Annotated in this window: 22 protein-coding genes; 14 read left to right on the forward strand and 8 right to left on the reverse strand. The window is 71.1% G+C overall.

The window, feature by feature from the left end; all coding sequences use genetic code 11:
* Positions 1-352 precede the first annotated feature (352 nt).
* The gene (locus ASF89_RS02360; RefSeq protein ID WP_055799620.1) at positions 353-610 is read left to right on the forward strand and encodes a hypothetical protein; all 258 of its coding nucleotides are present in this window, start codon (positions 353-355) and stop codon (positions 608-610) included.
* A 54-nt stretch (positions 611-664) separates the two neighbouring features.
* Positions 665-1,006, forward strand: coding sequence for a hypothetical protein (locus ASF89_RS02365; RefSeq protein ID WP_055813001.1), 342 nt, complete (start codon positions 665-667; stop codon positions 1,004-1,006).
* A gap of 505 nt (positions 1,007-1,511) precedes the next feature.
* Here the strand turns inward: ASF89_RS02365 and ASF89_RS02370 are convergent.
* Positions 1,512-1,997 (reverse strand): hypothetical protein, encoded by a 486-nt coding sequence (locus ASF89_RS02370; RefSeq protein ID WP_055811779.1) that lies wholly within the window; start codon positions 1,995-1,997, stop codon positions 1,512-1,514.
* A gap of 145 nt (positions 1,998-2,142) precedes the next feature.
* On the opposite strand from ASF89_RS02370, the gene ASF89_RS02375 reads away from it, so the two are divergent.
* Together ASF89_RS02375 and ASF89_RS02380 are read left to right on the forward strand one after the other, a co-directional pair.
* Positions 2,143-2,430 (forward strand): hypothetical protein, encoded by a 288-nt coding sequence (locus ASF89_RS02375; RefSeq protein WP_055811784.1) that lies wholly within the window; start codon positions 2,143-2,145, stop codon positions 2,428-2,430.
* A 44-nt stretch (positions 2,431-2,474) separates the two neighbouring features.
* Entirely contained in the window at positions 2,475-2,882 is a 408-nt protein-coding gene (locus tag ASF89_RS02380; protein ID WP_200937086.1) for an ASCH domain-containing protein, read from the forward strand.
* A gap of 144 nt (positions 2,883-3,026) precedes the next feature.
* Here the strand turns inward: ASF89_RS02380 and ASF89_RS02385 are convergent, their stop codons facing one another.
* Positions 3,027-3,278: a hypothetical protein gene (locus ASF89_RS02385; RefSeq protein ID WP_055811787.1), complete on the reverse strand. Its 252-nt coding sequence runs from the start codon at positions 3,276-3,278 to the stop codon at positions 3,027-3,029.
* Between the two features lie 155 nt (positions 3,279-3,433).
* On the opposite strand from ASF89_RS02385, the gene ASF89_RS15590 reads away from it, so the two are divergent.
* The 4 genes from ASF89_RS15590 (at position 3,434) to ASF89_RS02405 (ending at position 5,351) form a co-directional block, all read left to right on the forward strand.
* Positions 3,434-3,946, forward strand: coding sequence for a hypothetical protein (locus ASF89_RS15590; protein ID WP_156463299.1), 513 nt, complete (start codon positions 3,434-3,436; stop codon positions 3,944-3,946).
* Between the two features lie 104 nt (positions 3,947-4,050).
* Positions 4,051-4,353: a putative quinol monooxygenase gene (locus ASF89_RS02395; protein WP_055811794.1), complete on the forward strand. Its 303-nt coding sequence runs from the start codon at positions 4,051-4,053 to the stop codon at positions 4,351-4,353.
* Positions 4,354-4,470: 117 nt separating this feature from the next.
* Positions 4,471-4,971 carry a VanZ family protein gene (locus ASF89_RS02400; RefSeq protein WP_055811797.1) on the forward strand — a complete coding sequence of 167 codons (501 nt, stop codon included), beginning with the start codon at positions 4,471-4,473 and terminating at the stop codon, positions 4,969-4,971.
* Positions 4,968-5,351, forward strand: a complete 384-nt coding sequence (locus tag ASF89_RS02405) for a cupin domain-containing protein (RefSeq protein ID WP_055799632.1) — start codon at positions 4,968-4,970, stop codon at positions 5,349-5,351. The genes ASF89_RS02400 and ASF89_RS02405 overlap by 4 nt, the downstream gene beginning before the upstream one ends.
* A 116-nt stretch (positions 5,352-5,467) precedes the next feature.
* On the opposite strand, the gene ASF89_RS02410 is transcribed toward ASF89_RS02405, so the two are convergent.
* Together ASF89_RS02410 and ASF89_RS02415 are read right to left on the reverse strand one after the other, a co-directional pair.
* On the reverse strand, positions 5,468-5,854 hold the full coding sequence (locus tag ASF89_RS02410; RefSeq protein WP_200913476.1) for an MmcQ/YjbR family DNA-binding protein: 387 nt from the start codon (positions 5,852-5,854) through the stop codon (positions 5,468-5,470).
* Positions 5,855-5,923: 69 nt separating this feature from the next.
* On the reverse strand, positions 5,924-6,235 hold the full coding sequence (locus ASF89_RS02415; protein WP_055811801.1) for a hypothetical protein: 312 nt from the start codon (positions 6,233-6,235) through the stop codon (positions 5,924-5,926).
* A gap of 323 nt (positions 6,236-6,558) precedes the next feature.
* Here ASF89_RS02415 and ASF89_RS02420 point away from each other — a divergent pair, with 323 nt between their 5' ends.
* The 6 genes from ASF89_RS02420 to ASF89_RS02445 all read left to right on the forward strand — a co-directional run bounded on the left by ASF89_RS02420 (position 6,559) and on the right by ASF89_RS02445 (position 14,565).
* Positions 6,559-8,616 (forward strand): beta-galactosidase, encoded by a 2,058-nt coding sequence (locus ASF89_RS02420; protein ID WP_055811805.1) that lies wholly within the window; start codon positions 6,559-6,561, stop codon positions 8,614-8,616.
* Positions 8,617-8,755: 139 nt separating this feature from the next.
* Entirely contained in the window at positions 8,756-10,057 is a 1,302-nt protein-coding gene (locus tag ASF89_RS02425) for an ABC transporter substrate-binding protein (protein ID WP_055811808.1), read from the forward strand.
* Entirely contained in the window at positions 10,050-11,021 is a 972-nt protein-coding gene (locus tag ASF89_RS02430; protein WP_235483960.1) for a carbohydrate ABC transporter permease, read from the forward strand. Before ASF89_RS02425 ends, ASF89_RS02430 begins: the two co-directional genes overlap by 8 nt.
* A 113-nt stretch (positions 11,022-11,134) precedes the next feature.
* Positions 11,135-11,950: a carbohydrate ABC transporter permease gene (locus tag ASF89_RS02435; RefSeq protein ID WP_055813010.1), complete on the forward strand. Its 816-nt coding sequence runs from the start codon at positions 11,135-11,137 to the stop codon at positions 11,948-11,950.
* 65 nt (positions 11,951-12,015) lie between these two features.
* Positions 12,016-13,890: a BCCT family transporter gene (locus ASF89_RS02440; protein WP_082489720.1), complete on the forward strand. Its 1,875-nt coding sequence runs from the start codon at positions 12,016-12,018 to the stop codon at positions 13,888-13,890.
* A gap of 222 nt (positions 13,891-14,112) precedes the next feature.
* Complete coding sequence (locus ASF89_RS02445) at positions 14,113-14,565, forward strand: SRPBCC domain-containing protein (protein ID WP_055811811.1); 453 nt, start codon at positions 14,113-14,115, stop codon at positions 14,563-14,565.
* 31 nt (positions 14,566-14,596) lie between these two features.
* Here the strand turns inward: ASF89_RS02445 and ASF89_RS02450 are convergent, their stop codons facing one another.
* The 4 genes from ASF89_RS02450 to ASF89_RS02465 all read right to left on the reverse strand — a co-directional run bounded on the left by ASF89_RS02450 (position 14,597) and on the right by ASF89_RS02465 (position 18,047).
* On the reverse strand, positions 14,597-15,355 hold the full coding sequence (locus tag ASF89_RS02450; protein ID WP_055813016.1) for an NADPH-dependent F420 reductase: 759 nt from the start codon (positions 15,353-15,355) through the stop codon (positions 14,597-14,599).
* A 65-nt stretch (positions 15,356-15,420) separates the two neighbouring features.
* Positions 15,421-16,029, reverse strand: a complete 609-nt coding sequence (locus tag ASF89_RS02455) for a TetR/AcrR family transcriptional regulator (RefSeq protein WP_055811814.1) — start codon at positions 16,027-16,029, stop codon at positions 15,421-15,423.
* 96 nt (positions 16,030-16,125) lie between these two features.
* Complete coding sequence (locus tag ASF89_RS02460; RefSeq protein ID WP_055799652.1) at positions 16,126-16,410, reverse strand: DUF1905 domain-containing protein; 285 nt, start codon at positions 16,408-16,410, stop codon at positions 16,126-16,128.
* Positions 16,411-16,601: 191 nt separating this feature from the next.
* The gene (locus tag ASF89_RS02465; protein WP_082489721.1) at positions 16,602-18,047 is read right to left on the reverse strand and encodes a glucose-6-phosphate dehydrogenase; all 1,446 of its coding nucleotides are present in this window, start codon (positions 18,045-18,047) and stop codon (positions 16,602-16,604) included.
* Positions 18,048-18,446 lie beyond the last annotated feature (399 nt).

Genomic DNA, 18,446 nt, shown 5'->3' on the forward strand with positions numbered 1-18,446 from the left:
GCGAGCCGGCCGCAGCCTATGGACTGAAGCCGGTACTGTCTGGTGCGTGTGGACAAGCGAAGGAAAATGGCTGCCGAACACCGAACGTGGCCGTCAGATCTTCAAGTGGTGCGTGTGGGTGGGCGTAGTCGTTTTCTTGGTGTTCATGGTTGTGGTGGGTGTGCAGTCTCGGTAGAAGCAGTGCTTGTTTCCGGCCCCCACGCGACTGACAGCTAGAGCCGGCAGACATCGTTTGGGCTTCCGCGCCTAGCAGTGGCTGAGCATCGCAGGATGGGCGGCGAGCACATGACCATCAGGAGACGCGGTTGACTGATCGTCCAAGCCCTGCCGGGCTGCGAACGGGGGAGAGCGAATGAGTCTGACGATTCTGGAAGATCGAAAGGTGTGGGGCTCCATCCCGCGCGAGATCACGTACGCGGGCGCGATGGGCGCAGGCTTGTCCACGGGTCTGCTCGTTCTCGCTGCGATCGTCACGGGCATGTGGATCTTCTGGCTCGGTGTCGCGTTCAGCGCCGTGACCGGATCCATGCTGCTCAAGGTCACGTTCTACCTCAAAGCCCTCCCTTACGAGGCCTATGAGGCTTCTGTGGACCGCCAAGACCTGGGCTGACGTGCCGCCTCTCAGGTGGTCGACGGGCGGACGATCTTGCGACAGGCTGACCCGGTGATCGACGAAGCTCGGCATCTGGTTCATTTCCATCGGAAGCACTACGACGCGATCGTCACTGGCCACAAGGTGGTGACCGTCCGGTGGGGCGAGTCGCTTCAGGTCGGAGCAGCGACGTTCGTGTTCGACGGCCATCCGACTGTCCTGCCACTCACCGGGCAGGTCGTCGCGGTCTGGCGATACCGGCTCGACGAGTTGACTGCGGAGCAGGCGCACGAGCCTCCGGGAACGGACATGGCACTCTTCGCAGCGCAGCTGCGTGAGAACTACTACCCGGACATGCCGGGCGATGCGATGGTCGACGTCGCCGAGATCACCATCGTCCCGGTGTCCCGATAGGCCATTCGTGTCCGTACGCGGGTGAACAGCCGGCGTCGAGGCCGGCGTACGACGGGTCCGGTCTGGTTCGCGCTGGCTCTCGTCTTCCTCGCTCTGCTCATCGGGACGACGGTCAGCTCCTGGCGGAGCTACGACAAGCTCACTCGCATGCTCGACGAGCTTCGGAACAGGGAGCCGCACGCCGGATAGGGCTCCCCCAGCGCCGCACGGACGGAACGATCCCCAGCGATCTACGGCCTGTAGCGGTCGCGCCTTTCCGTGTCCGTGAGGGGGCCAGGGTGAGCCTTGTCACCGCTGAGGACGCCGACGCTCGTGAGCCCCGCCGCGAGGCCGGTCGATAGCAGCTTCACCGCACGAGACAGGAATGCCTTGATCATCGGCGATGCTCCTTCAGATGTGGCGCTGACGTGTTTCATGAAGGCTCTCACGGCCCGGTTCCGTCCGCTAGGCCATCCTCAGGGCATCGAGTCCCGCTTCAAGCGCCGGATGCTCCTGCGTGGTCCGTTCAGCCGAAGGTCGTGAGCGGAGGTTCCCAGTTCGGGGTGACGATCGACGTCGCCCACTCCGCGCCGCCAGGCCCGGAAGCTCTGACCATCAGGTCGCTGCCGTCGAGCGACACGGGAAGCCGACCCGTGGCGCCGCACGCGATGTCCGCTTCAGAGAGGACTTCGCCCGGGAGGCCGCCGTCGTCGAGTCGCAGAACGGCGAGATGGACCGTCCGGGCATTGCGACACACACCGAGGACGTCGTATTCGCCTTCCGAGATCCGTCCCACCGTGACCTCAGCGACCTCGTCCTCCTGGCTCGAGTCATCGCCCGGGGTCAGTTCGCCTCCCGCACCTCCCAGACCGGCCGGGTCTGACAGCAGCTGCGTCATGCGGCCGTTCCAGTCGTCCTCGGCGTCCGGCGTCTCCGCACCAGCGCATCCGGCGAGCAGGAGGAGCGCAAGGGTCGTGGAAGCAGCTACGACTGGTCGCGGGAGCTGGAGCATTCGCCCAGTGTTCCGTACGGAACGGTGGTTGCGCGCCGGCGCATTCTCGTCTCCGATGGACGAGTGGCCAGCGGCCAGCGATCGCGGCGGACGCCGAACACGATCTTCGGTCTCTCGGAGCGACCTGGCGCGATATGGTCCAGGCATGATCCGTCGCTCCGTCCTGACTCCCCGCCTCGTTCTCGGTGCAGGCTCGGTCGCCGTGATCGTGGGCGTCGTCATGTTCGTCATCGCGGCAGCGCAACCCATCACCTTCAGCGGTTCCACCTACGCGCCGGTGTCCGGTGCGACGTTCAGCGTTCAGGGCGTGCACGTGTTCTCGACCGTGAGCCTCGTCGGAGCGACCGTCATCGTGGCCGGACTGCTGGTCCTGGCCGCGTGGTTCGGCTACCGGCAGGGTCGGCGGCGCGAGCCTGGCGAGGCGTCTCTCTAGAGGATCGGACCCCGATCGGGGGCGGGTCTGCTTTGCTTGCAGTCGTGACTGCTGAGCTGCCGATCATCGAGTTCGCGTTCCCCGGACCTCTGCGAGACAGGATCGTCGCCGCGATCGAGGCGGGGGCCAAGACGGCGACGAGCTCGCTCCTGCGGGAGTACGAGGTGGCGGGCGAACCGGTGCCTCAGGTGGGTTTTCGCGGGGTCCTCGTGGATTCGACGGGTCGGCGACGCGTCGTGCTGGAGACGACCGCCGTCGAGCTGGTTCGGCTCTCCGACGTGCCTTTGCAGCATGCGTTGGACGAGGGAGAGGGCTACGCGTCAGTCGACGACTGGCGGGCAGGCCATCTTCGCTTCTGGTCCTCCGCACAGATGCAGGAGGAATTGGGCGACGGATTCACGGTTGACGATTCGAGCGTCGTCGTGCTCGAGCGATTCGAGATCGTCCGATAGCCGACCGCGACGGCGCTGCTCATCGAGGTGACATGAGACGCGCCGTCAGCGCCCCGTGACGCGAGAACGGCACCGTCGGAGGGTCGTGGTGAGGACCCCTGCGTCGGCTCGGATCGCCGCCCCGTCTGACCAGGTCTGGATGGGTCACCGAGGCTGATAGGGGGTGTCTCCGTCGTCATCTGGCTCGAAGCCACGGTCGAAGACCCTGTCGGCTCGGTACCAGAACTGGAAGCCGATCGTGAAGAGCAGAGCGGGCACGATGCCGAGGAGTCCACCTGGCCACGCGACTCCTGGGGCGACCAGACCGGCCACGAGGCGCAGGGCGAAAAGCAGCGCGGCCGTGATCATCAGCCCGACGGCCAGCCGCTTCCGCCGCAGTGACGCTCGAGTTCGCATGGCTCAGTCTCCATCCATCCGGCCCTCGGTGTGTCTGAGCATCCCGAGTGTCCGTGGCCGGTGTCGGTGAGCCCCTCCGCGAACGCATCAGTACCTGCGTGCGCCGGCTTCGTCGCTGCCTGAGCTCCCTCTCAGCGGTTCTCGCGGCCTAGAAGGTGGGAGCCGCCAGCGAAAGCGAGCGCACCGACGACGAGGATCACGCCGGGGCTGGCGATCCCGGTGAACGTGATGCCGTCCGTACCCAGAACGACACCCCAGACGAAGAGCCCGAGACCCAGGATGAGGAGAGTGAGCGCGAAGGCTCGACGGTCGCTGGCCCTGGGCGTCTCGGATGGGGGCATGTCGCCAGTATGGGTCGAGGAGGCGATGGCGTCGACGGGAAGGCGTCGAGAATCAGCAGGTCCGAAGACGCAGTCGCGACCATCTTCGGTGGTGTCGGGCTCATCGGAGTCGGCTTCTTCATCGCCGTGAACACGCCGGATCTCGGTGAGACGATGGCCCGGAACGGGCTGCCGATGTGGGCACTCGTCGGACTGCTCGGGGCTGCAGGCATCGTCTGTATCGCTGGAGGGTCCGTGATGCTCCTCACCAGACGACTCCGCAGGGCCAGGAGAGAGTCCGATGGCGTCAACGGTTCGTCCGAGCCACCGTCGGGCGCCGGGCCTTGAGAGAGCGGTCGGGCCTGCTCGTCTTCGCTCAGATGGTCACGCGTGTGTGAGAAGACCGCCCGATAGACGATCGGCGGGGGCGACTCGGGCGATAGCCTCGCCGCATGACCTTCGCGAACGTGGGCACGCTCGGCACCGCACCCGGGAAGCGTGACGAACTCGTCGCCCTCCTCACCGAACGGAACGAGAGTCTCATCGCGGCCGGCTGCCTGGCCTACGAGGTCGGCGTCGATGCCGATCATCCCGACACGGTCTTCGTCGTCGAGCTCTGGGAGACGGCCGAAGCGCACCGCGCCTCCCTGGCTCTTCCCCAGGTGCAGAACGCGATCGCCCGGGCACGGCCGCTCCTCGACGGCACCTTCGGCGGGTACCGCTTCGAGGTCGCCGGGTCACCTCTCCGAGGCTGACCCGACGCCCGCCACGGGTCGGTGGGCGTGGGCGAGTCACCGCCCGGAGGCCACGGCGCTCGGGCCTGCGCCCGGTGACGGCCGCAGCGTGCTCTCCGCTCGCCGTAGTCTCGCGGTGTGCTCTCGACCCTGCTCGCCCTGGCGCCGTGGCTCGCGTTCTCCGTCCTGATCGCCGCCATAGTCGTCGGCCCGGTCGTCGGGGTGTGGCTCGCTGACCGGCCGCGGCCCACCGCAGCTCTCCTCGTCGTGGTGCTGATCGCCGTCCTGGCGCTGACGCTGTATCCCGATGGGGACCCCTACCCGACGATCGCCTGCTCGGCGGGGCTGCCTTATCTCGCCCCGACCGCGGTGGAGTCGACGGCGAACATCCTGCTGTTCGTGCCGATCGCTCTCCTCGCGGGCGTGCTCTGGCGGCGACCGGTGGCGGCGGTGCTCGGTGCGTCGGCGCTCTCGATCGTCATCGAGGTCGTGCAGGCCGTCGTGCTCGTGATCGGACGCGCCTGCGACACGAGCGACTGGATTACGAACACCCTCGGCGCCGTCATCGGCGGCATCCTCGCGGCGGCTGCGCTCGCCTGGAGACGGCGCCGGTCGCGAGGCCCGAGACTGTCGTCATGACCGTTCTGCACGGAATCGACGTCGCTGCCGAGCTGCGCCTCGTCGAGAAGCACTGGACCCCTCGAGTCGTGGGGCGGGTGAACGACCAGTACGTCAAGGTCGCGAAGCTGCTCGGCGAGCTGGTGTGGCACGCCCACGACGCCGAGGACGAGATGTTCCTCGTCGTCTCCGGCACGCTCCGCATCCAGCTCCCCGACGATCAGGAGGTGGTGCTCACGCCGGGGCAGTTCCACATCGTCCCTCGAGGGGTGCAGCACAACCCCGTCGCCGACGAGGAGGTCGAGATCGTCCTCATCGAGACCGTCACCACCGCGCACACCGGCGACGTCGTGGTCGAGGGGACCGTCCCGGTCGAGAAGCAGGTCGGCGACTTCCGCTGACCTCGGCCCGCCGATCGGGTCGCACCCGAGGCCGGGTCGGTGGGGGCGCCTCCTGGGCGGTGGTCGCGCCTCCTGGGCCGTGGTCGCGCTTCCCCGGGCGGTGGCCCCGCTCTCGGTCAGCGGCCGTCGCGCCCGAACGTCGCCGGGTCGACCGGTCGCCTCGCGCGGGGCAGACCCGCCACGACCAGCAGGTACGACTCGGTGACCAGGTCATCGACGAGCTGATCCGGCAGGTCGGCGTCGGGGCGCAGGGTCAGCCAGTGCCGCTTGTTCATGTGGTAGCCGGCGGTGATCCCCTCGTGCTGCTGCCGCAGCGCCACGCCGTCCTCCGGCGCCGCCTTGAGGGTGACGATCGGCTCGCCCGTCGTCGCCGTCATGAGCAGGAAGACCTTGCCGCGGACCTTGAACACCTCCCACTCGGGCCCGAACGGGAACCCGAGCTCGGCGCCCGGGAGCTCGCCGGCGCGGTCGCGGGCCCGCTGCTGCAGTGCGTCAGACGGCACGTGGTCCTCCGTGATCGCCGGCGACGTCCGCCGACCGCGTGCCGAGCGCGACGACGTGAATTGTCGACTTTACCAAGCCCCGGGAGGCGCTTCGGCGGAGACCGCGGCCCGGATCGCCGGCAGCGTCGCCAGCGCGACGATCGTCAGGCCGACGCCGAGGATGACGTATCCCGGGTCGCCGGGTGCCCTGCGAGGCGTCGCGACGAGGTCGTCGGCCGGAGGCGCGGGTGCGGCGAACACGATGTAAGCCGTCGCCACGGGGCCGATGAGCAGAGATCCGAGGAACCATCCGAGACGGGTGCGGTTCTTCTGCTCGGCGAGCCCTGCGTTGATGAGAGCGAGTGCGACCCACCCCCAGGAGCTGATCCAGGATCGATCCATGCGACGACCGTAGATCATGGTGCGCCGGGAGGTGCCCGTCTCACCCGGAGGCTCGCGGTGCGATATGTGGATGCCCGCGACAAATCCCTTGCGTCGGTGACGGGCGTCGGTTAGCGTCGCTTTCCGAAGAGGTCGTCGAAGCGCTTCCCTGCCCCGTGAACCCGTCGGGGCTCGTCCGCCGGCGCGATCTCCGTTCATCGTCGAAGCGTTTCGACACGGTTCGACCCGATCGACCCGACCCCGACCGACCCCGACCGAGAGTCCCTGTCAATGACGACATCAGCCCCGATCAGCCGCACCCTCCGCCGAGAGCCCGTGCTCCGATGAGCGTGGTCCGCGGCGTCGACCGCGTCCTCTTCGGCGGCGACTACAACCCCGAGCAGTGGCCCGAGCACGTCTGGCACGACGACGCCCGGCTGATGGCTATCGCCGGCGTCAACACGGTGACCCTCGGCGTCTTCTCGTGGTCGTCGATCGAACCCCGCGAGGGCGAGTACGACTTCGGCTGGCTCGACCGCGTCATCGATCTGATGCACGCCCACGGCATCGGCGTGGTGCTGGCCACGCCGACGGCCTCGCCGCCGCCGTGGTTCACGAAGGCGCACCCGGAGGCGCTGAACCGGACCGCGGACGGCGTCCAGCTCGTCCACGGCAGCCGCGACGTCTACGACCCCTCCGCCGACGCGTACCGCGAGGCGGCGCGGCGGGTCGCCACGGCCCTCGGCGAGCGCTACGGCCGGCACGAGGCCGTCGTCGCCTGGCACGTGCACAACGAGTACGGCAGCGTCAGCTACGGACCGGCGACCGACCGCCGGTTCCGCGAGTGGCTGCGCGCCCGCTACGGCGACCTCGGTCGCCTCAACGAGGCCTGGTGGTCGGCGTTCTGGTCGCAGCGCTACGCCGAGTGGGACGAGATCCTCGCGCCGCAGGCCACCCAGTACCTCCCGAACCCGACGCAGATGCTCGACTTCCGCCGCTTCTCGGCCGAGGTGCTGCTCGAGTGCTACCGCGAGCAGGCCGAGATCCTCCGCGCCCTCAGCCCCGACGTGCCGCTCACGACGAACTTCATGCTGCCGACCTGGCTGCACTTCGACCACTGGGACTTCGGGGCCGAGGTCGACTTCGTCTCGATCGACCACTACTCCGACTCGCCCGGGGTCGAGGGCGCCGCCCACGCGGCGTTCGGGGCCGACCAGGCCCGCTCGTTCGCCCGCGGTCGGCCGTGGTTGCTCATGGAGCAGGGCGCGAACGTCACGCAGGTCCCCGGCCGCATGCTCGTCAAGGAGCCCGGCGAGGTGATCCGCACGAGTCTGCAGCACGTGGCCCGCGGCTCCGACGGGGCCCTGTTCTTCCAGTGGCGCGCCCCCCTGGCCGGCGCCGAGGTGTTCCACTCGTCGATGGTCCCGCACAGCGGCCCCGACAGCCGGGCGTTCCGCGAGATGACCGAGCTCGGTCGGGTGCTGGGGCGACTGACCGACGTGGTCGCGCCTCCCGAGGGGTCCGACGCCCGCGTCGTGACGCCCCGCGTCGCCATCGCCTGGGAGCCCGACTCGTGGTGGGCGCTCGAGTCGGCGTCGCTGCCGTCCGACCACTTCTCGCTGCTCGCCTCGGTCCGTCGCGCGCATCGCGAGCTGTGGTTCGCGGGCGTCTCGGCCGATCTCGTGCGCCTCGACGACGACCCGGCCGCGCTCGACGCCTACGACCTCCTGCTCGTGCCGAGCCAGCTGCTGGCGACCGACGAGCAGGCCGCCGGTCTCGACGCCTGGGTGCGTCGCGGCGGCCACGCCGTCGTCTGGTGCTTCAGCGGCACCGTCGACGCCGACCTGCACGTGCGCCCCGGCGGCTACTCGGGCGCGTTCGCCGAGACCCTCGGCATCCGCGTCGAGGAGCCCCACCCCCTGCCGAAGGGGGTCGCCATCGCGATCGAGGGCGGTGGCCGCGCGCACGACTGGACCGAGCACGTCGAGCTGCGGGGCGCCTCCGTCGTCACGCGCTACGCCGAGGGGGTGCTGAGCGGCGAGCCCGCGATCACCGAGAACCGGCGAGGCGACGGCGTCGCGACCTACGTCTCGGCCGAGCTCGACGACGCGACCTTCACCAGGGTCGTCACCTCGGCCCTCGCCGCCGCCGGCGTCCGCGCCGAGGCGCCCGGAGCAGGAGGCGGGGTGGAGGTGGTCCGACGGCATGCGGGCTCGGGCGTCGTCGTCGCCGCCATCAACCACACCGCCGAGACCCGCACCGTGACGCTCCGCGGGACGCCGATCGACCTCGAGGGCGGAGCCGACGGCGCCGACGGAGCCGACGGCCCGGTCGTCGACGGTCCGGTCGACCTCGCCCCCGGCGCGTTCGTGTTCCTCCACGAGGCGCCGAGCCCCTCCTGACCAGCAGGCCCGCGCCTCCTGACCCATCGGCCCGGCCGGTCTCCTGACCAGCCGGCCCGCGCCTCCTGACCCATCGGCCCGGCCGGCCTCCCGGCCCGCCGGCCACCGCACGCATCGCACACGCATCGAAGGGGATGCCATGAGACATCGGAAGAGAACGACCCGCGTCGCCGCCCTGGCGACCCTCCTGCTCGGGGGAGCCGCCCTCAGCGGCTGCTCGGCCGCGGGAGGGGGCGACGACGTCGTCCAGCTCGAGTACTGGGGGTGGGGCGTCGGCCAGTCCGAGCAGGTGGCCCTCTGGAACGCCGCGAACCCGGACGTGCAGGTGCGGCACACCGACGCCGGAGGCGGAACGGACTCCGCGGCGAAGCTCCTGACCTCGAGCCGGGCGGGCAACGCCCCCGACGTCGCGCTGGCCGAGTACACGACCATCCCGTCGCTCGTGATCGCGGACGTGCCCCGCGACATCACCGATCTCGTGGCCGACGTCGACGACGCGTTCACCGAGGGCACCTGGGCGCAGACCACGTTCGGCGGCCAGGTCTACGCGCTGCCGCAGGACGCCGGGCCCATGGTGCTCACCTACCGCGCCGACCTGCTGGCCGAGACGGGGCAGGCCGTGCCGACGACCTGGCAGGAGTTCGGCGACGTCGCCCGTGCCGTGCACGAGCAGCGCCCCGACACCGTGCTCGCGGCGGTCCCGGCCGGCGAGCTCGGCTTCTGGGCCGGGGTCTCGGCCCAGGCCGGCGCCGACTGGTGGACGGTCGATGAGAGCGGCTGGACGGTCGGCATCGCCGACGAGCGCATGCTCGAGGTCGCCGACTTCTTCGAGGGGCTCGCGGCCGACGGGGCGATCGACACCGACCCCGTGCTGTCGCCCGAGTACAACAAGCGGGTCAACGACGGCACGATCGGCGGCTGGGCGGCCGGCATCTGGGCGCCGAGCGTGCTGGGCGGCGTGGCCCCCGACACGTCGGGCCTGTGGGAGATCAGCCCGCTGCCCGAGTGGATCCCGGGCGAGGCCGCCGTGCCGTTCCAGGGTGGCTCGGCGCTGATCGTCACGAAGAACAGCGAGCACCCCGAGGAGGCCGCGGCGTTCGCCAAGTGGATGAACGCCAGCACCGAGGGCAACCAGTCGCTGCTCGACGTCCGCGGCGTCTACCCGGCGTCGATCGAGGGTCAGGCGCTGGCCGTGGGCAACCCCCCGCCGTCGCTGATGCCGCAGCAGACCGAGTTCTACGACGTCGCCGCCGACGTCTCGGAGGACGTCCTCCCCACCACGTGGGGCCCCAACGTCGCGCTGGCGACGACCACGCTCACCGACGAGCTCAACGCCGCGATCTCGGCCGGCACCCCGTGGCGCGACGCCTTCGTCGCGACGCAGGCCGCGGTCGTCGCCGACATGGAACAGGTGGGATACCAGGTGACCGCGAATGACTGACACCGCTCTGCGCCCCGAGATGACGCACCCCGTGACCGCGAGCCCGGCGCCACGGCCGGCCCGTCGTCGACGGAGCCCCCTGGCCCCCTACCTGTTCGTGGCGCCGGCCGTCGTGCTGTTCGTCGCGTTCATGCTCATCCCGCTCGTCTACACGATCTGGTCGAGCCTCAGGGCGTACCGGATCGAGGAGGGCGCCTCGGTGCTCGGCGTCCGCGTCGACCGCTTCGTCGGGTTCGACAACTACGTCGCCGTGCTGCAGGACGCCGAGCTGCTGGCGAGCTTCGGCCGCCTCGGCGTGTACGGGCTCATCGCCGTTCCCCTGACGCTCGGGCTCGCCCTGCTCTTCGCGCTGCTGCTCGACGTGCCGGCGGTCCGCGCCCGGCGGTTCTCGCGCACCGCGATCTTCATCCCGTACGCGGTGCCGGGCATCACCGCCGCGCTGCTCTGGGGCTTCATGTACCTGCCGAGCACGAGCCCCTTCTCGTACGTGACGACCGCCCTGGGCTGGGGGCCCGTGCCGTTCCTCGAGGCGGGCGGTCTCTTCGGGTCGCTCGCCAACATCGCCATCTGGGGCGGCGTCGGCTTCAACATGATCATCATCTACACGTCGCTGCGGGGCATCCCGGCCGAGATCTACGAGTCGGCCCGCCTCGACGGGGCGAGCGAGCTGCAGGTCGCGCTCCGCATCAAGGTGCCGCTCGTCGTGCCCGCGCTCGTGCTCACCGGGGTCTTCGCCCTGATCGGCACGCTCCAGCTCTACGGCGAGCCGAACACCCTCCGTCCCCTGACCACCGAGATCACACAGAGCTGGGCCCCGCTGATGACCATCTACCGCGACGCGTTCCTGACCGACGACCTGCCCGCGGCCGCCGCCTCGTCGACCATCCTCGCCCTGGGCACCGTGCTGCTCTCGGGCGTCGTGCTCGCGATCGCGAACCGCCGCCGCGCGGAGGCGGCCTCGTGACCGCCGTCCAGACGCCCCGCGGGGCGCGGACCGGGAGCCGAGGAGGCGCGGGTGACGTCGGCGGGACGCCCCGCCCCGGCGGCCGGTCGCCCCGCCCGAGCAGCAAGGGCAAGGTGCTGCCGACGATCGTGCTGCTCATCGGGGCCTTCTACTGCCTCGTGCCGGTCGGCTGGGTGTTCATCGCCTCGTCGAAGTCGCCGGCTGAGCTGTTCACGTCGTTCTCGTTCGCCCCGGGCACCGGCCTGGCCGGCAACCTGAGAGACCTGTTCGCCTACGAGGGCGGGCAGTACGGGCTGTGGGCCGCGAACTCGCTGCTCTACGCCGGCGTCGGCGGCGTGCTCTCGACGCTCGTCTCGACGATGGCGGGCTACGCCCTGGCGAAGTACACCTTCCGCGGGCGGAACCTCATCTTCTTCATGATCCTCGCCGGCGTGCTCATCCCGGGCATCACCCTGGCGATCCCGCAGTACATCCTGCTGAGCGAGATCGGGCTGGCGGGCGGGCCGATCTCGGTCCTGCTGCCGATCATCATCAGCCCGTTCGGCATCTACCTCTCGCGCGTGTTCGCCCAGTCGGCGGTCCCGCACGAGATCCTCGAGGCGTCGCGCATCGACGGCGCGGGCGAGTGGCGCATCTTCCGCCACATCGTGCTGCCGATCATGGTGCCCGGCATGGTGACGGTCTTCCTGCTGCAGTTCGTCGGCATCTGGAACAACTTCCTCCTGCCGTTCGTCATGCTCAGCGACCAGGCGGACTACCCGCTGACCGTGGGGCTCTACACGCTGCTGTCGAAGGGATCGGGCGCCCCCGCGCTGTACTCGCTGGCCATCACCGGGGCGGCCGTGTCGATCATCCCGCTGACTCTGCTGGTGCTGTTCCTGCAGCGCTTCTGGCGGCTCGACCTCATCTCGGGAGGGCTCAAGGGCTGACCCGCTCCGGGCCCGGATGGCGAACGGAGGAGGCGGCGGAGCCGGAGATCGGCGACCATGGAGGAATGGCTACGACGACTCCGCACTCCACCGGGCCCGGCGATCACCCCGTATCGCTGACCGAACCCGTCACGACGACACCGCAGCTCCGGCGATGGGTCTTCTGGCCTGCGGCGATCGTCGTGCTCGGCTTCGTCGCCTTCACCCTGATCGCGCCCGACTCGGCCGAGGCGCTGTTCCTCGGCCTGCAGAGCGGCATCGTCCGCAACTTCAGCTGGTACTACGTGCTGATCGCCGCGTTCTTCGTCGGCTTCAGTCTCTTCGTGGGCTTCAGCCGCTTCGGCAGCATCAAGCTCGGGAAGGACAAGGACGAGCCCGAGTTCTCGACCGGGTCGTGGTTCGCCCTGCTCTTCGCGGCGGGCATGGGCATCGGCCTCGTCTTCTACGGCGTCTCGGAGCCCCTCAGCCACTTCGCCTCGCCACGCCCCGGCGTGACGGGCACCGAGGATCAGCTCGCGCAGCAGGCCCTCACGCAGACCTTCCTCCACTGGGGGCTCCACGCCTGGGCGATCTACGTCGTGCTGGGTCTCGCCCTCGCGTACGCCATCCACCGACGCGGGCGTCCCGTCTCGATCCGCTGGGCCCTCGAGCCCCTGCTCGGCGACCGGGTGCGCGGCGGCTGGGGCAACCTCATCGACGTCATCGCGCTCGTCGGGACCCTCTTCGGCGTCGCCACCTCCCTCGGTCTCGGCGTCATCCAGATCGGCGCCGGCCTCGAGGCCGCGGGCATCGCCGAGAGCAGCATCGTCAGCCAGATCGCGATCATCGCCGTCATCACGGCCGTGACCCTCGTCTCGCTCATCACGGGCGTCACCAAGGGCATGAAGATCCTGTCGAACTTCAACCTGATCCTCGCGGCCGCCCTGCTGCTGTTCATCCTCATCGTCGGCCCGACCCAGTTCCTCCTGCGCGACTTCGTGCAGTCCATCGGCGCCTACCTGCAGAACGTCGTCGGCCTCTCGTTCAACGTCACCGCCCAGCAGGGCGCCGCCGGCGAGGAGTGGCAGGGCGCGTGGACGACCTTCTACTGGGGCTGGTGGATGTCGTGGGCGCCGTTCGTCGGCATCTTCATCGCCCGCATCTCGCGCGGCCGCACCGTCCGCCAATTCGTCTTCGGGGTGCTGCTCGTGCCGACGGCCCTCACCTTCCTCTGGTTCGCCGTCCTCGGCGGCGCGGCGATCCACCAGCAGACCGACGGCTCGGGCGGCCTGATCGGCGCCGACGGCTCCGTCGACGTCGAGGGCTCGCTGTTCGCCCTGCTCGGCGGGCTGCCCGCCGGCGCCGTCCTCACCTTCGGCGCCATCCTGCTGATCGGCGTCTTCTTCGTGACCTCGTCCGACTCCGGGTCGCTGGTGATGGCGATGATCGCCTCGGGCGGCGACATCGAGCCGAAGAACTGGCTGCGGGTGTTCTTCGCGCTGGTGGCCGCCCTGCTGGCCGTCGCGCTCCTCCTGACGGGTGGACTCGACGCCCTCAAGACGGCCGCGATCACCACGGCGCTGCCGTTCAGCATCGTGCTGCTGCTGACCTGCTGGTCGACGGTGATCGCGTTCACCCGCGAGCGACGCGCGTACGACAAGGCCGAGCGCGACGTGCTGCTCGAGCACGTCGGGGCCTACTACGGCCTCGAGGTCGACGCTCCGGCCCAGTCGGGCGGCCGCGGGCTCAGCCGCTCGTGGCAGGCCGTGAAGCGCCGGGTCAGAGGCGCGTCGACCGAGACGTCGGCGGGCGGCGGGGCCTCGTCGGCCGTGTCGCCGTCGGCGGTCACCGGCGAGCCGCCTCTGCGGGTCGACGTCGTCTCGCCCGACCCGGCCGTCGACGGCCGTCTCGACGAGACCGCGCCCTCGGCCGACGAGCAGGGCGATCGCCCGCAGCGCTGACGGGCGCACCGCCGGAGGAGATGGCGGGGCCGGGTCCGACCCGGCCCCGCCGACGTGGCGGCCGTTTCACGACGCCGTCACCCGGATGCCCGTGACCTCATGGGAGGCGCGGCGGGCGTCGGCATCACCGTACGATCGACCACCGACATCGGCTCCTGCGGGGTCTAGGGTCGCATCAGGCGGGCGGTCGCTGACGACCGCCCCGGACCGGAGGGACCCCTCATGACCGCACCCGCTTCGGAGGGCGTCGAGATCGTCCGCGACTTCGCCGCGCCTCCTGCCGACGTGTTCGAGGCGTGGACCACCGCCGAGCGCTTCTCGCGCTGGTTCGGGGGCCCCGCGGTCGACGTGCCGCTCGACCGCCTCGCCTACGAGCCCGTCGAGGGCGCCGGCTGGGCCGCCACGATGATCCTGCCCGACGGGAACGCGATGGACTGGGCCGGAGACTTCGTCGAGGTCCAGGCCCCGGTCCGCCTCGTGCTCACCATCACCGACGCGCCGGACGCCCCCGAGCGGGCCACCGTCACCGTCGATCTGAGCCCCGCCCCGATCGGGACGACCATGCGCTTCACGCAGGAGACCCCCGGCTTCTCGGCCGAGCAGCAGCAGGGTCTCGTCGCCGGGTGGCAGGGATTCTTCGACGAGCTCGCCGCCGGACTGCCCGCGCGGGGCTAAAGAGCCCGGCGGCCGGTCGTCCCCCGACGTCTCAGAACCGGCGGGCGGCGACGTCGGCCCGCTGCGACGCCGACAGCAGCTGCCGGAGGCGCGCGACGGTGACCGGCGCGGCGACCGCGGTCAGATGGTCGGCTGCGAGGGCCTCGGGGTCGGCGGCGTAGATCGGCGTGTATGCGCCCGACTCGGGCTCGGTGCGCCACGACTCGGCGAGCGTGCCCGCGTCGAGGGGCTCGAAGCCGAGATCGTCGACGATCGCCGAGACAGCGGCCGTGGCCCGCTCGTCGTCGCCGAAGACCGGCAGGGCGGTGCGCGGGGTCGAGTCGGCCAGGGCGGGGATGTGGTGGAACAGGATGTTGTTGAACGCCTTGGTGATCACGGCGCCGGGCAGCAGCTCCTGCTCGAGCTCGGCCGTGGTCACCTCGAGCGAGTCGAGGCGCGCGATGCGCCCGTCGCGGTGCGGGTAGTAGTTGCCCGTCGAGAGCACGGCGCGGCCCGCGAAGGCGTCTCGCGGCAGCGACTCGTAGGCGCCGAGCGGCACGGCGAGGACGGGCGTCGGCCCGAACTCGACGGCGTCGCGGGCGTCTCCGGCCCGCGCCCGCGGACCGAGCTCCGCCACGAGGTCGGCGAGCGACTCGGGCCCCCGCGAGTTCGCGATGACGACCTCGTACCCGGCGGCGATCGCGAGCCGGGCGATGCCGCTCCCGATGTCGCCGCTGCCGATGACGCCGAGGCGCTTCGGGGTCGTGTCTGCCGGGGTCGTGTCGGCCGTGGTCGTGTCGATGTCGTTCATGGTCGTCTTCTTCTCGATTCTCGTGTCGTTCGGTGATCGGAGCTCGCCGGGCGAGGCCGCGGGGGTCAGTCGGCGCGGCTCGCGAGGGGTGCGGAGGTCGCCCATCCCGCCCGCACCAGCGACGAGAGGGCCGTGGTGGTCGCGTCGTCGGCCAGGGCCGCCCCGCCGACCCAGCTCGTCGCCAGCGCCGCGAGGAACAGGTCGCGGGCGCGGACGTCGCTCCGGGCCAGGCCGTCGCGCTGGGCCGCCGTCAGGAACTCCGCGGTCGTCGTGACGAACCCCTCGCAGGTCGTCGCGAGGGGCGACGCGCTCGTCGTCGTGGCCGCCCGGAGGGGCTCGGGGAGTCCCTCGAAGGCCGCGGCCCAGTCGACGACGGCGCGCAGCCAGCCGTCGAGCGCCGCGGCCGTGTCGGCGGACTCGACGCGGAGCCGCTCGCGCCGGGCGACGAGCTCGTCGTCGCGATCGGACAGGAGCGCCGCGAGCAGGGCGTCGCGCGTCGGGAAGTGCCGGTACAGGGTGCCGGGGCCCACGCCGGCCCGCTTGGCGATGGCGTCGAGCGAACCGCCGACGCCGTGCTCGGCGAAGTACTCGTCGGCGGTCCCGAGGATGAGCTCGCGATTGCGCCGGGCGTCGGCCCGCGAACCCCGTGCCGCCGGGGTGATGACTTCGGCCATCGTGCTGCTCCGATTTCAGCGGAGACCGTCTCCGCATAAGAGGAGACTATCTCCGTCTTCTGAGAGCGCAACCCCGCGAGGTCGCGGCGCAGGCGATCAGCCGAGTCGCTCGGCGAGGTGCACGGTGACCTCGTCGCCGTCCGTCTTGCCGATCCGCCGACGGATCGCCGCCGCGACGGGCAGCTTGTGGGTGCCGTCGCCCAGGGCCATGAACGAGCTCCGGAACGGCTCCCCGTCGATGGTCCCGGCGACCTTGACGAGGCCCCGGGTTCCGAAGATCGTCGCCGAGTCGGGCAGCTGCACGCAGGTCCAGAGATCGCCCTCGCGAACCCTGCCGAGGGTCGCGGTGAAGGTGAGGTCGAGCGGGCCGCGGGTGGTCATGCCGCCCAGTCTCGTGACCGCGGCTGCCCGAGGCAAGAGCCCGTCGTCGCCGGGGCGTCGAGGCTGGCGCCCCGTCGACGTCCTCGCCCGACCCGTGGCGAGCGCTGATACCCCGCGAAACCGCTGAGACCCCCGTGCGCGCACGAGGGTCTCAGCGGTTTTGTGGGGTCAGGCGGCGCGGAGCGCTCGCGCTACTCGGGCCGCTGAGCCGCCGGGACGGTCTTCTCGGCGCGCACGGCCGGCTCGTCCTGCCGGGCCCCCGCCGGCCACGACTCGGGCCCCGCCGACCCGGCCGGGTACGTGTCGAGCTCGACCGCGCCGTCGTTCCATGCGGCGACCACGGGGTCGACGATGCGCCAGCACTGCTCGGCCGTGTCACCACGCACCGAGAGGGTCGGGTCGTCGTCGAGGATCCCGCTGAGCACCTCGCCGTAGGCCGTCAGGTCCGAGCTGCCGAACTCCGCGTGCAGCGCCGCCCGACCGAGGTCGTACGCGTCGCCGGGCCCGTTGACGTTCAGCTCGAGCGACATCTCGTCGGGCGAGATCGCGATGCGCAGGCGGTCGGGCGTGCCGCCTCCCTCGAACTCCGCCGGCACGTGCGCGGGCGGGCGGAACGTGATCACGATCTCGCGCCTCCTCGAGGCCAGCGCCTTGCCCGAGCGCAGCAGGATCGGCACGCCGGCCCACCGCCAGTTCGCCACCTCGACCACGACCTCGGCCAGCGTCTCGGTCTCGAGCGCCGGGTCGACGCCCTCCTCGTCGGCGTACGCCGGCAGCTCGCGGCCGTCGACCGTGCCGGCCTCGTAGCGCGCCCGGCGGCTGTTGGCGACGGGGTCGTTCTGCCACAGCCGCGTCGCACGCAGCACGAGCCCCTTCTCGTCGCGCAGATCGGCGGCCGTCAGCGTCGCCGGGGCGTTCATCGTCAGCACCGCCATCACCTGCAGCAGGTGACTCTGGATCATGTCGACCAGGGCCCCTGCGTGGTCGTAGTAGCGCGCCCGGTTCTCGAGCCCGAGCTCCTCGTCGTAGACGATCTCGATGCTCTCGACGTGCGTGTTGTTCAGCATCGGCTCGATCAGCCGGTTCGCGAACCGCAGCCCGAGCAGGTTCAGCACGGTCGACCGGCCGAGGAAGTGGTCGACCCGGTGCACCTGGTCCTCGGGCACCAGCGCCAGCACCTCGCCGTTCAGCTTGCGGGCGCTCGCGAGATCGGTGCCGAACGGCTTCTCGAGCGCCAGCGCCGTGCCCTCGGGCAGATCGAGCTCGGCCAGCGCGGCGCAGCACTTCGCCGTGATCGCGGGCGGCAGGGCGAAGTAGATCGAGGGAGGCGCGGTGCACTCCTCGAGGAGCCCCCGCATCTGCTCGACGTCGGTCACGTCGACGGTGCGGTAGACGGTCGACTCGAGCAGCGCGTCGACCGCCGGCCCCGACGCGTCGACGCGCGCGAACGCGTCGGTCACGTGCTCGCGCCACGCCTCGGGCTCGAACTCCTCGGTGCCGGCGCCCACCAGCTGCACCCGCCGCTCGGACTCGTGCGTCAGCAGCCCGCCGAGACCGGGCATCAGGAGGCGCGCCGCGAGATCACCGCTGGCGCCGAGCATCAGGAGGGTCGCGGACTCGGTCGGCGCGTTCGTCATGCCTGCACGCTAGTCGGGAGGCGCGCCCGGTGCCCTCGCGCGCCTCCTCGTGCAGCCCGACACCCCGTTTTCGGCGCCGCACCCGCATCTGTCGGGGTGTTGCGCGGGGAACGGGGTGTTCGGCGGGGAGGGCGCGGCCGCCGGTGCGGGCCGACCGCGCTCCACCCCGTTTTCGGCGCTGCACCCGCATCTCTCGGGGTGTTGCGCGGGGAAGGGGGTGTTCGGCGGGGAGCGCGCGGGGCGCGCGCGGCCGCCGGTGCGGGCCGACCGCGCTGCACCCCGTTTTCGGCGCTGCACCCGCATCTCTCGGGGTGCTGCGCGGGGAAGGGGGTGTTCGGCGGGAAGGGCGCGGGGCGCGCGCGGCCGCCGGCGCGGGCCGACCGCGCTGCACCGCGTTTT

This window comes from Frigoribacterium sp. Leaf172 (assembly GCF_001424285.1).
GTDB lineage: Bacteria > Actinomycetota > Actinomycetes > Actinomycetales > Microbacteriaceae > Frigoribacterium.

Bases quoted from the DNA above. Each gene is read 5' to 3' on its own strand.
- ASF89_RS02405 (WP_055799632.1), top strand. From the start codon at position 4,968: ATGACCGTTCTGCACGGAATCGACGTCGCTGCCGAGCTGCGCCTCGTC.
- ASF89_RS02440 (WP_082489720.1), top strand. From the start codon at position 12,016: ATGGCTACGACGACTCCGCACTCCACCGGGCCCGGCGATCACCCCGTA.
- ASF89_RS02420 (WP_055811805.1), top strand. From the start codon at position 6,559: ATGAGCGTGGTCCGCGGCGTCGACCGCGTCCTCTTCGGCGGCGACTAC.
- ASF89_RS02395 (WP_055811794.1), top strand. From the start codon at position 4,051: ATGACCTTCGCGAACGTGGGCACGCTCGGCACCGCACCCGGGAAGCGT.
- ASF89_RS02385 (WP_055811787.1), bottom strand. From the start codon at position 3,278: ATGCGAACTCGAGCGTCACTGCGGCGGAAGCGGCTGGCCGTCGGGCTG.
- ASF89_RS02360 (WP_055799620.1), top strand. From the start codon at position 353: ATGAGTCTGACGATTCTGGAAGATCGAAAGGTGTGGGGCTCCATCCCG.
- ASF89_RS02430 (WP_235483960.1), top strand. From the start codon at position 10,050: ATGACTGACACCGCTCTGCGCCCCGAGATGACGCACCCCGTGACCGCG.
- ASF89_RS02445 (WP_055811811.1), top strand. From the start codon at position 14,113: ATGACCGCACCCGCTTCGGAGGGCGTCGAGATCGTCCGCGACTTCGCC.
- ASF89_RS02450 (WP_055813016.1), bottom strand. From the start codon at position 15,355: ATGAACGACATCGACACGACCACGGCCGACACGACCCCGGCAGACACG.
- ASF89_RS02375 (WP_055811784.1), top strand. From the start codon at position 2,143: ATGATCCGTCGCTCCGTCCTGACTCCCCGCCTCGTTCTCGGTGCAGGC.
- ASF89_RS02370 (WP_055811779.1), bottom strand. From the start codon at position 1,997: ATGCTCCAGCTCCCGCGACCAGTCGTAGCTGCTTCCACGACCCTTGCG.
- ASF89_RS02455 (WP_055811814.1), bottom strand. From the start codon at position 16,029: ATGGCCGAAGTCATCACCCCGGCGGCACGGGGTTCGCGGGCCGACGCC.
- ASF89_RS02425 (WP_055811808.1), top strand. From the start codon at position 8,756: ATGAGACATCGGAAGAGAACGACCCGCGTCGCCGCCCTGGCGACCCTC.
- ASF89_RS02415 (WP_055811801.1), bottom strand. From the start codon at position 6,235: ATGGATCGATCCTGGATCAGCTCCTGGGGGTGGGTCGCACTCGCTCTC.
- ASF89_RS02460 (WP_055799652.1), bottom strand. From the start codon at position 16,410: ATGACCACCCGCGGCCCGCTCGACCTCACCTTCACCGCGACCCTCGGC.
- ASF89_RS02465 (WP_082489721.1), bottom strand. From the start codon at position 18,047: ATGACGAACGCGCCGACCGAGTCCGCGACCCTCCTGATGCTCGGCGCC.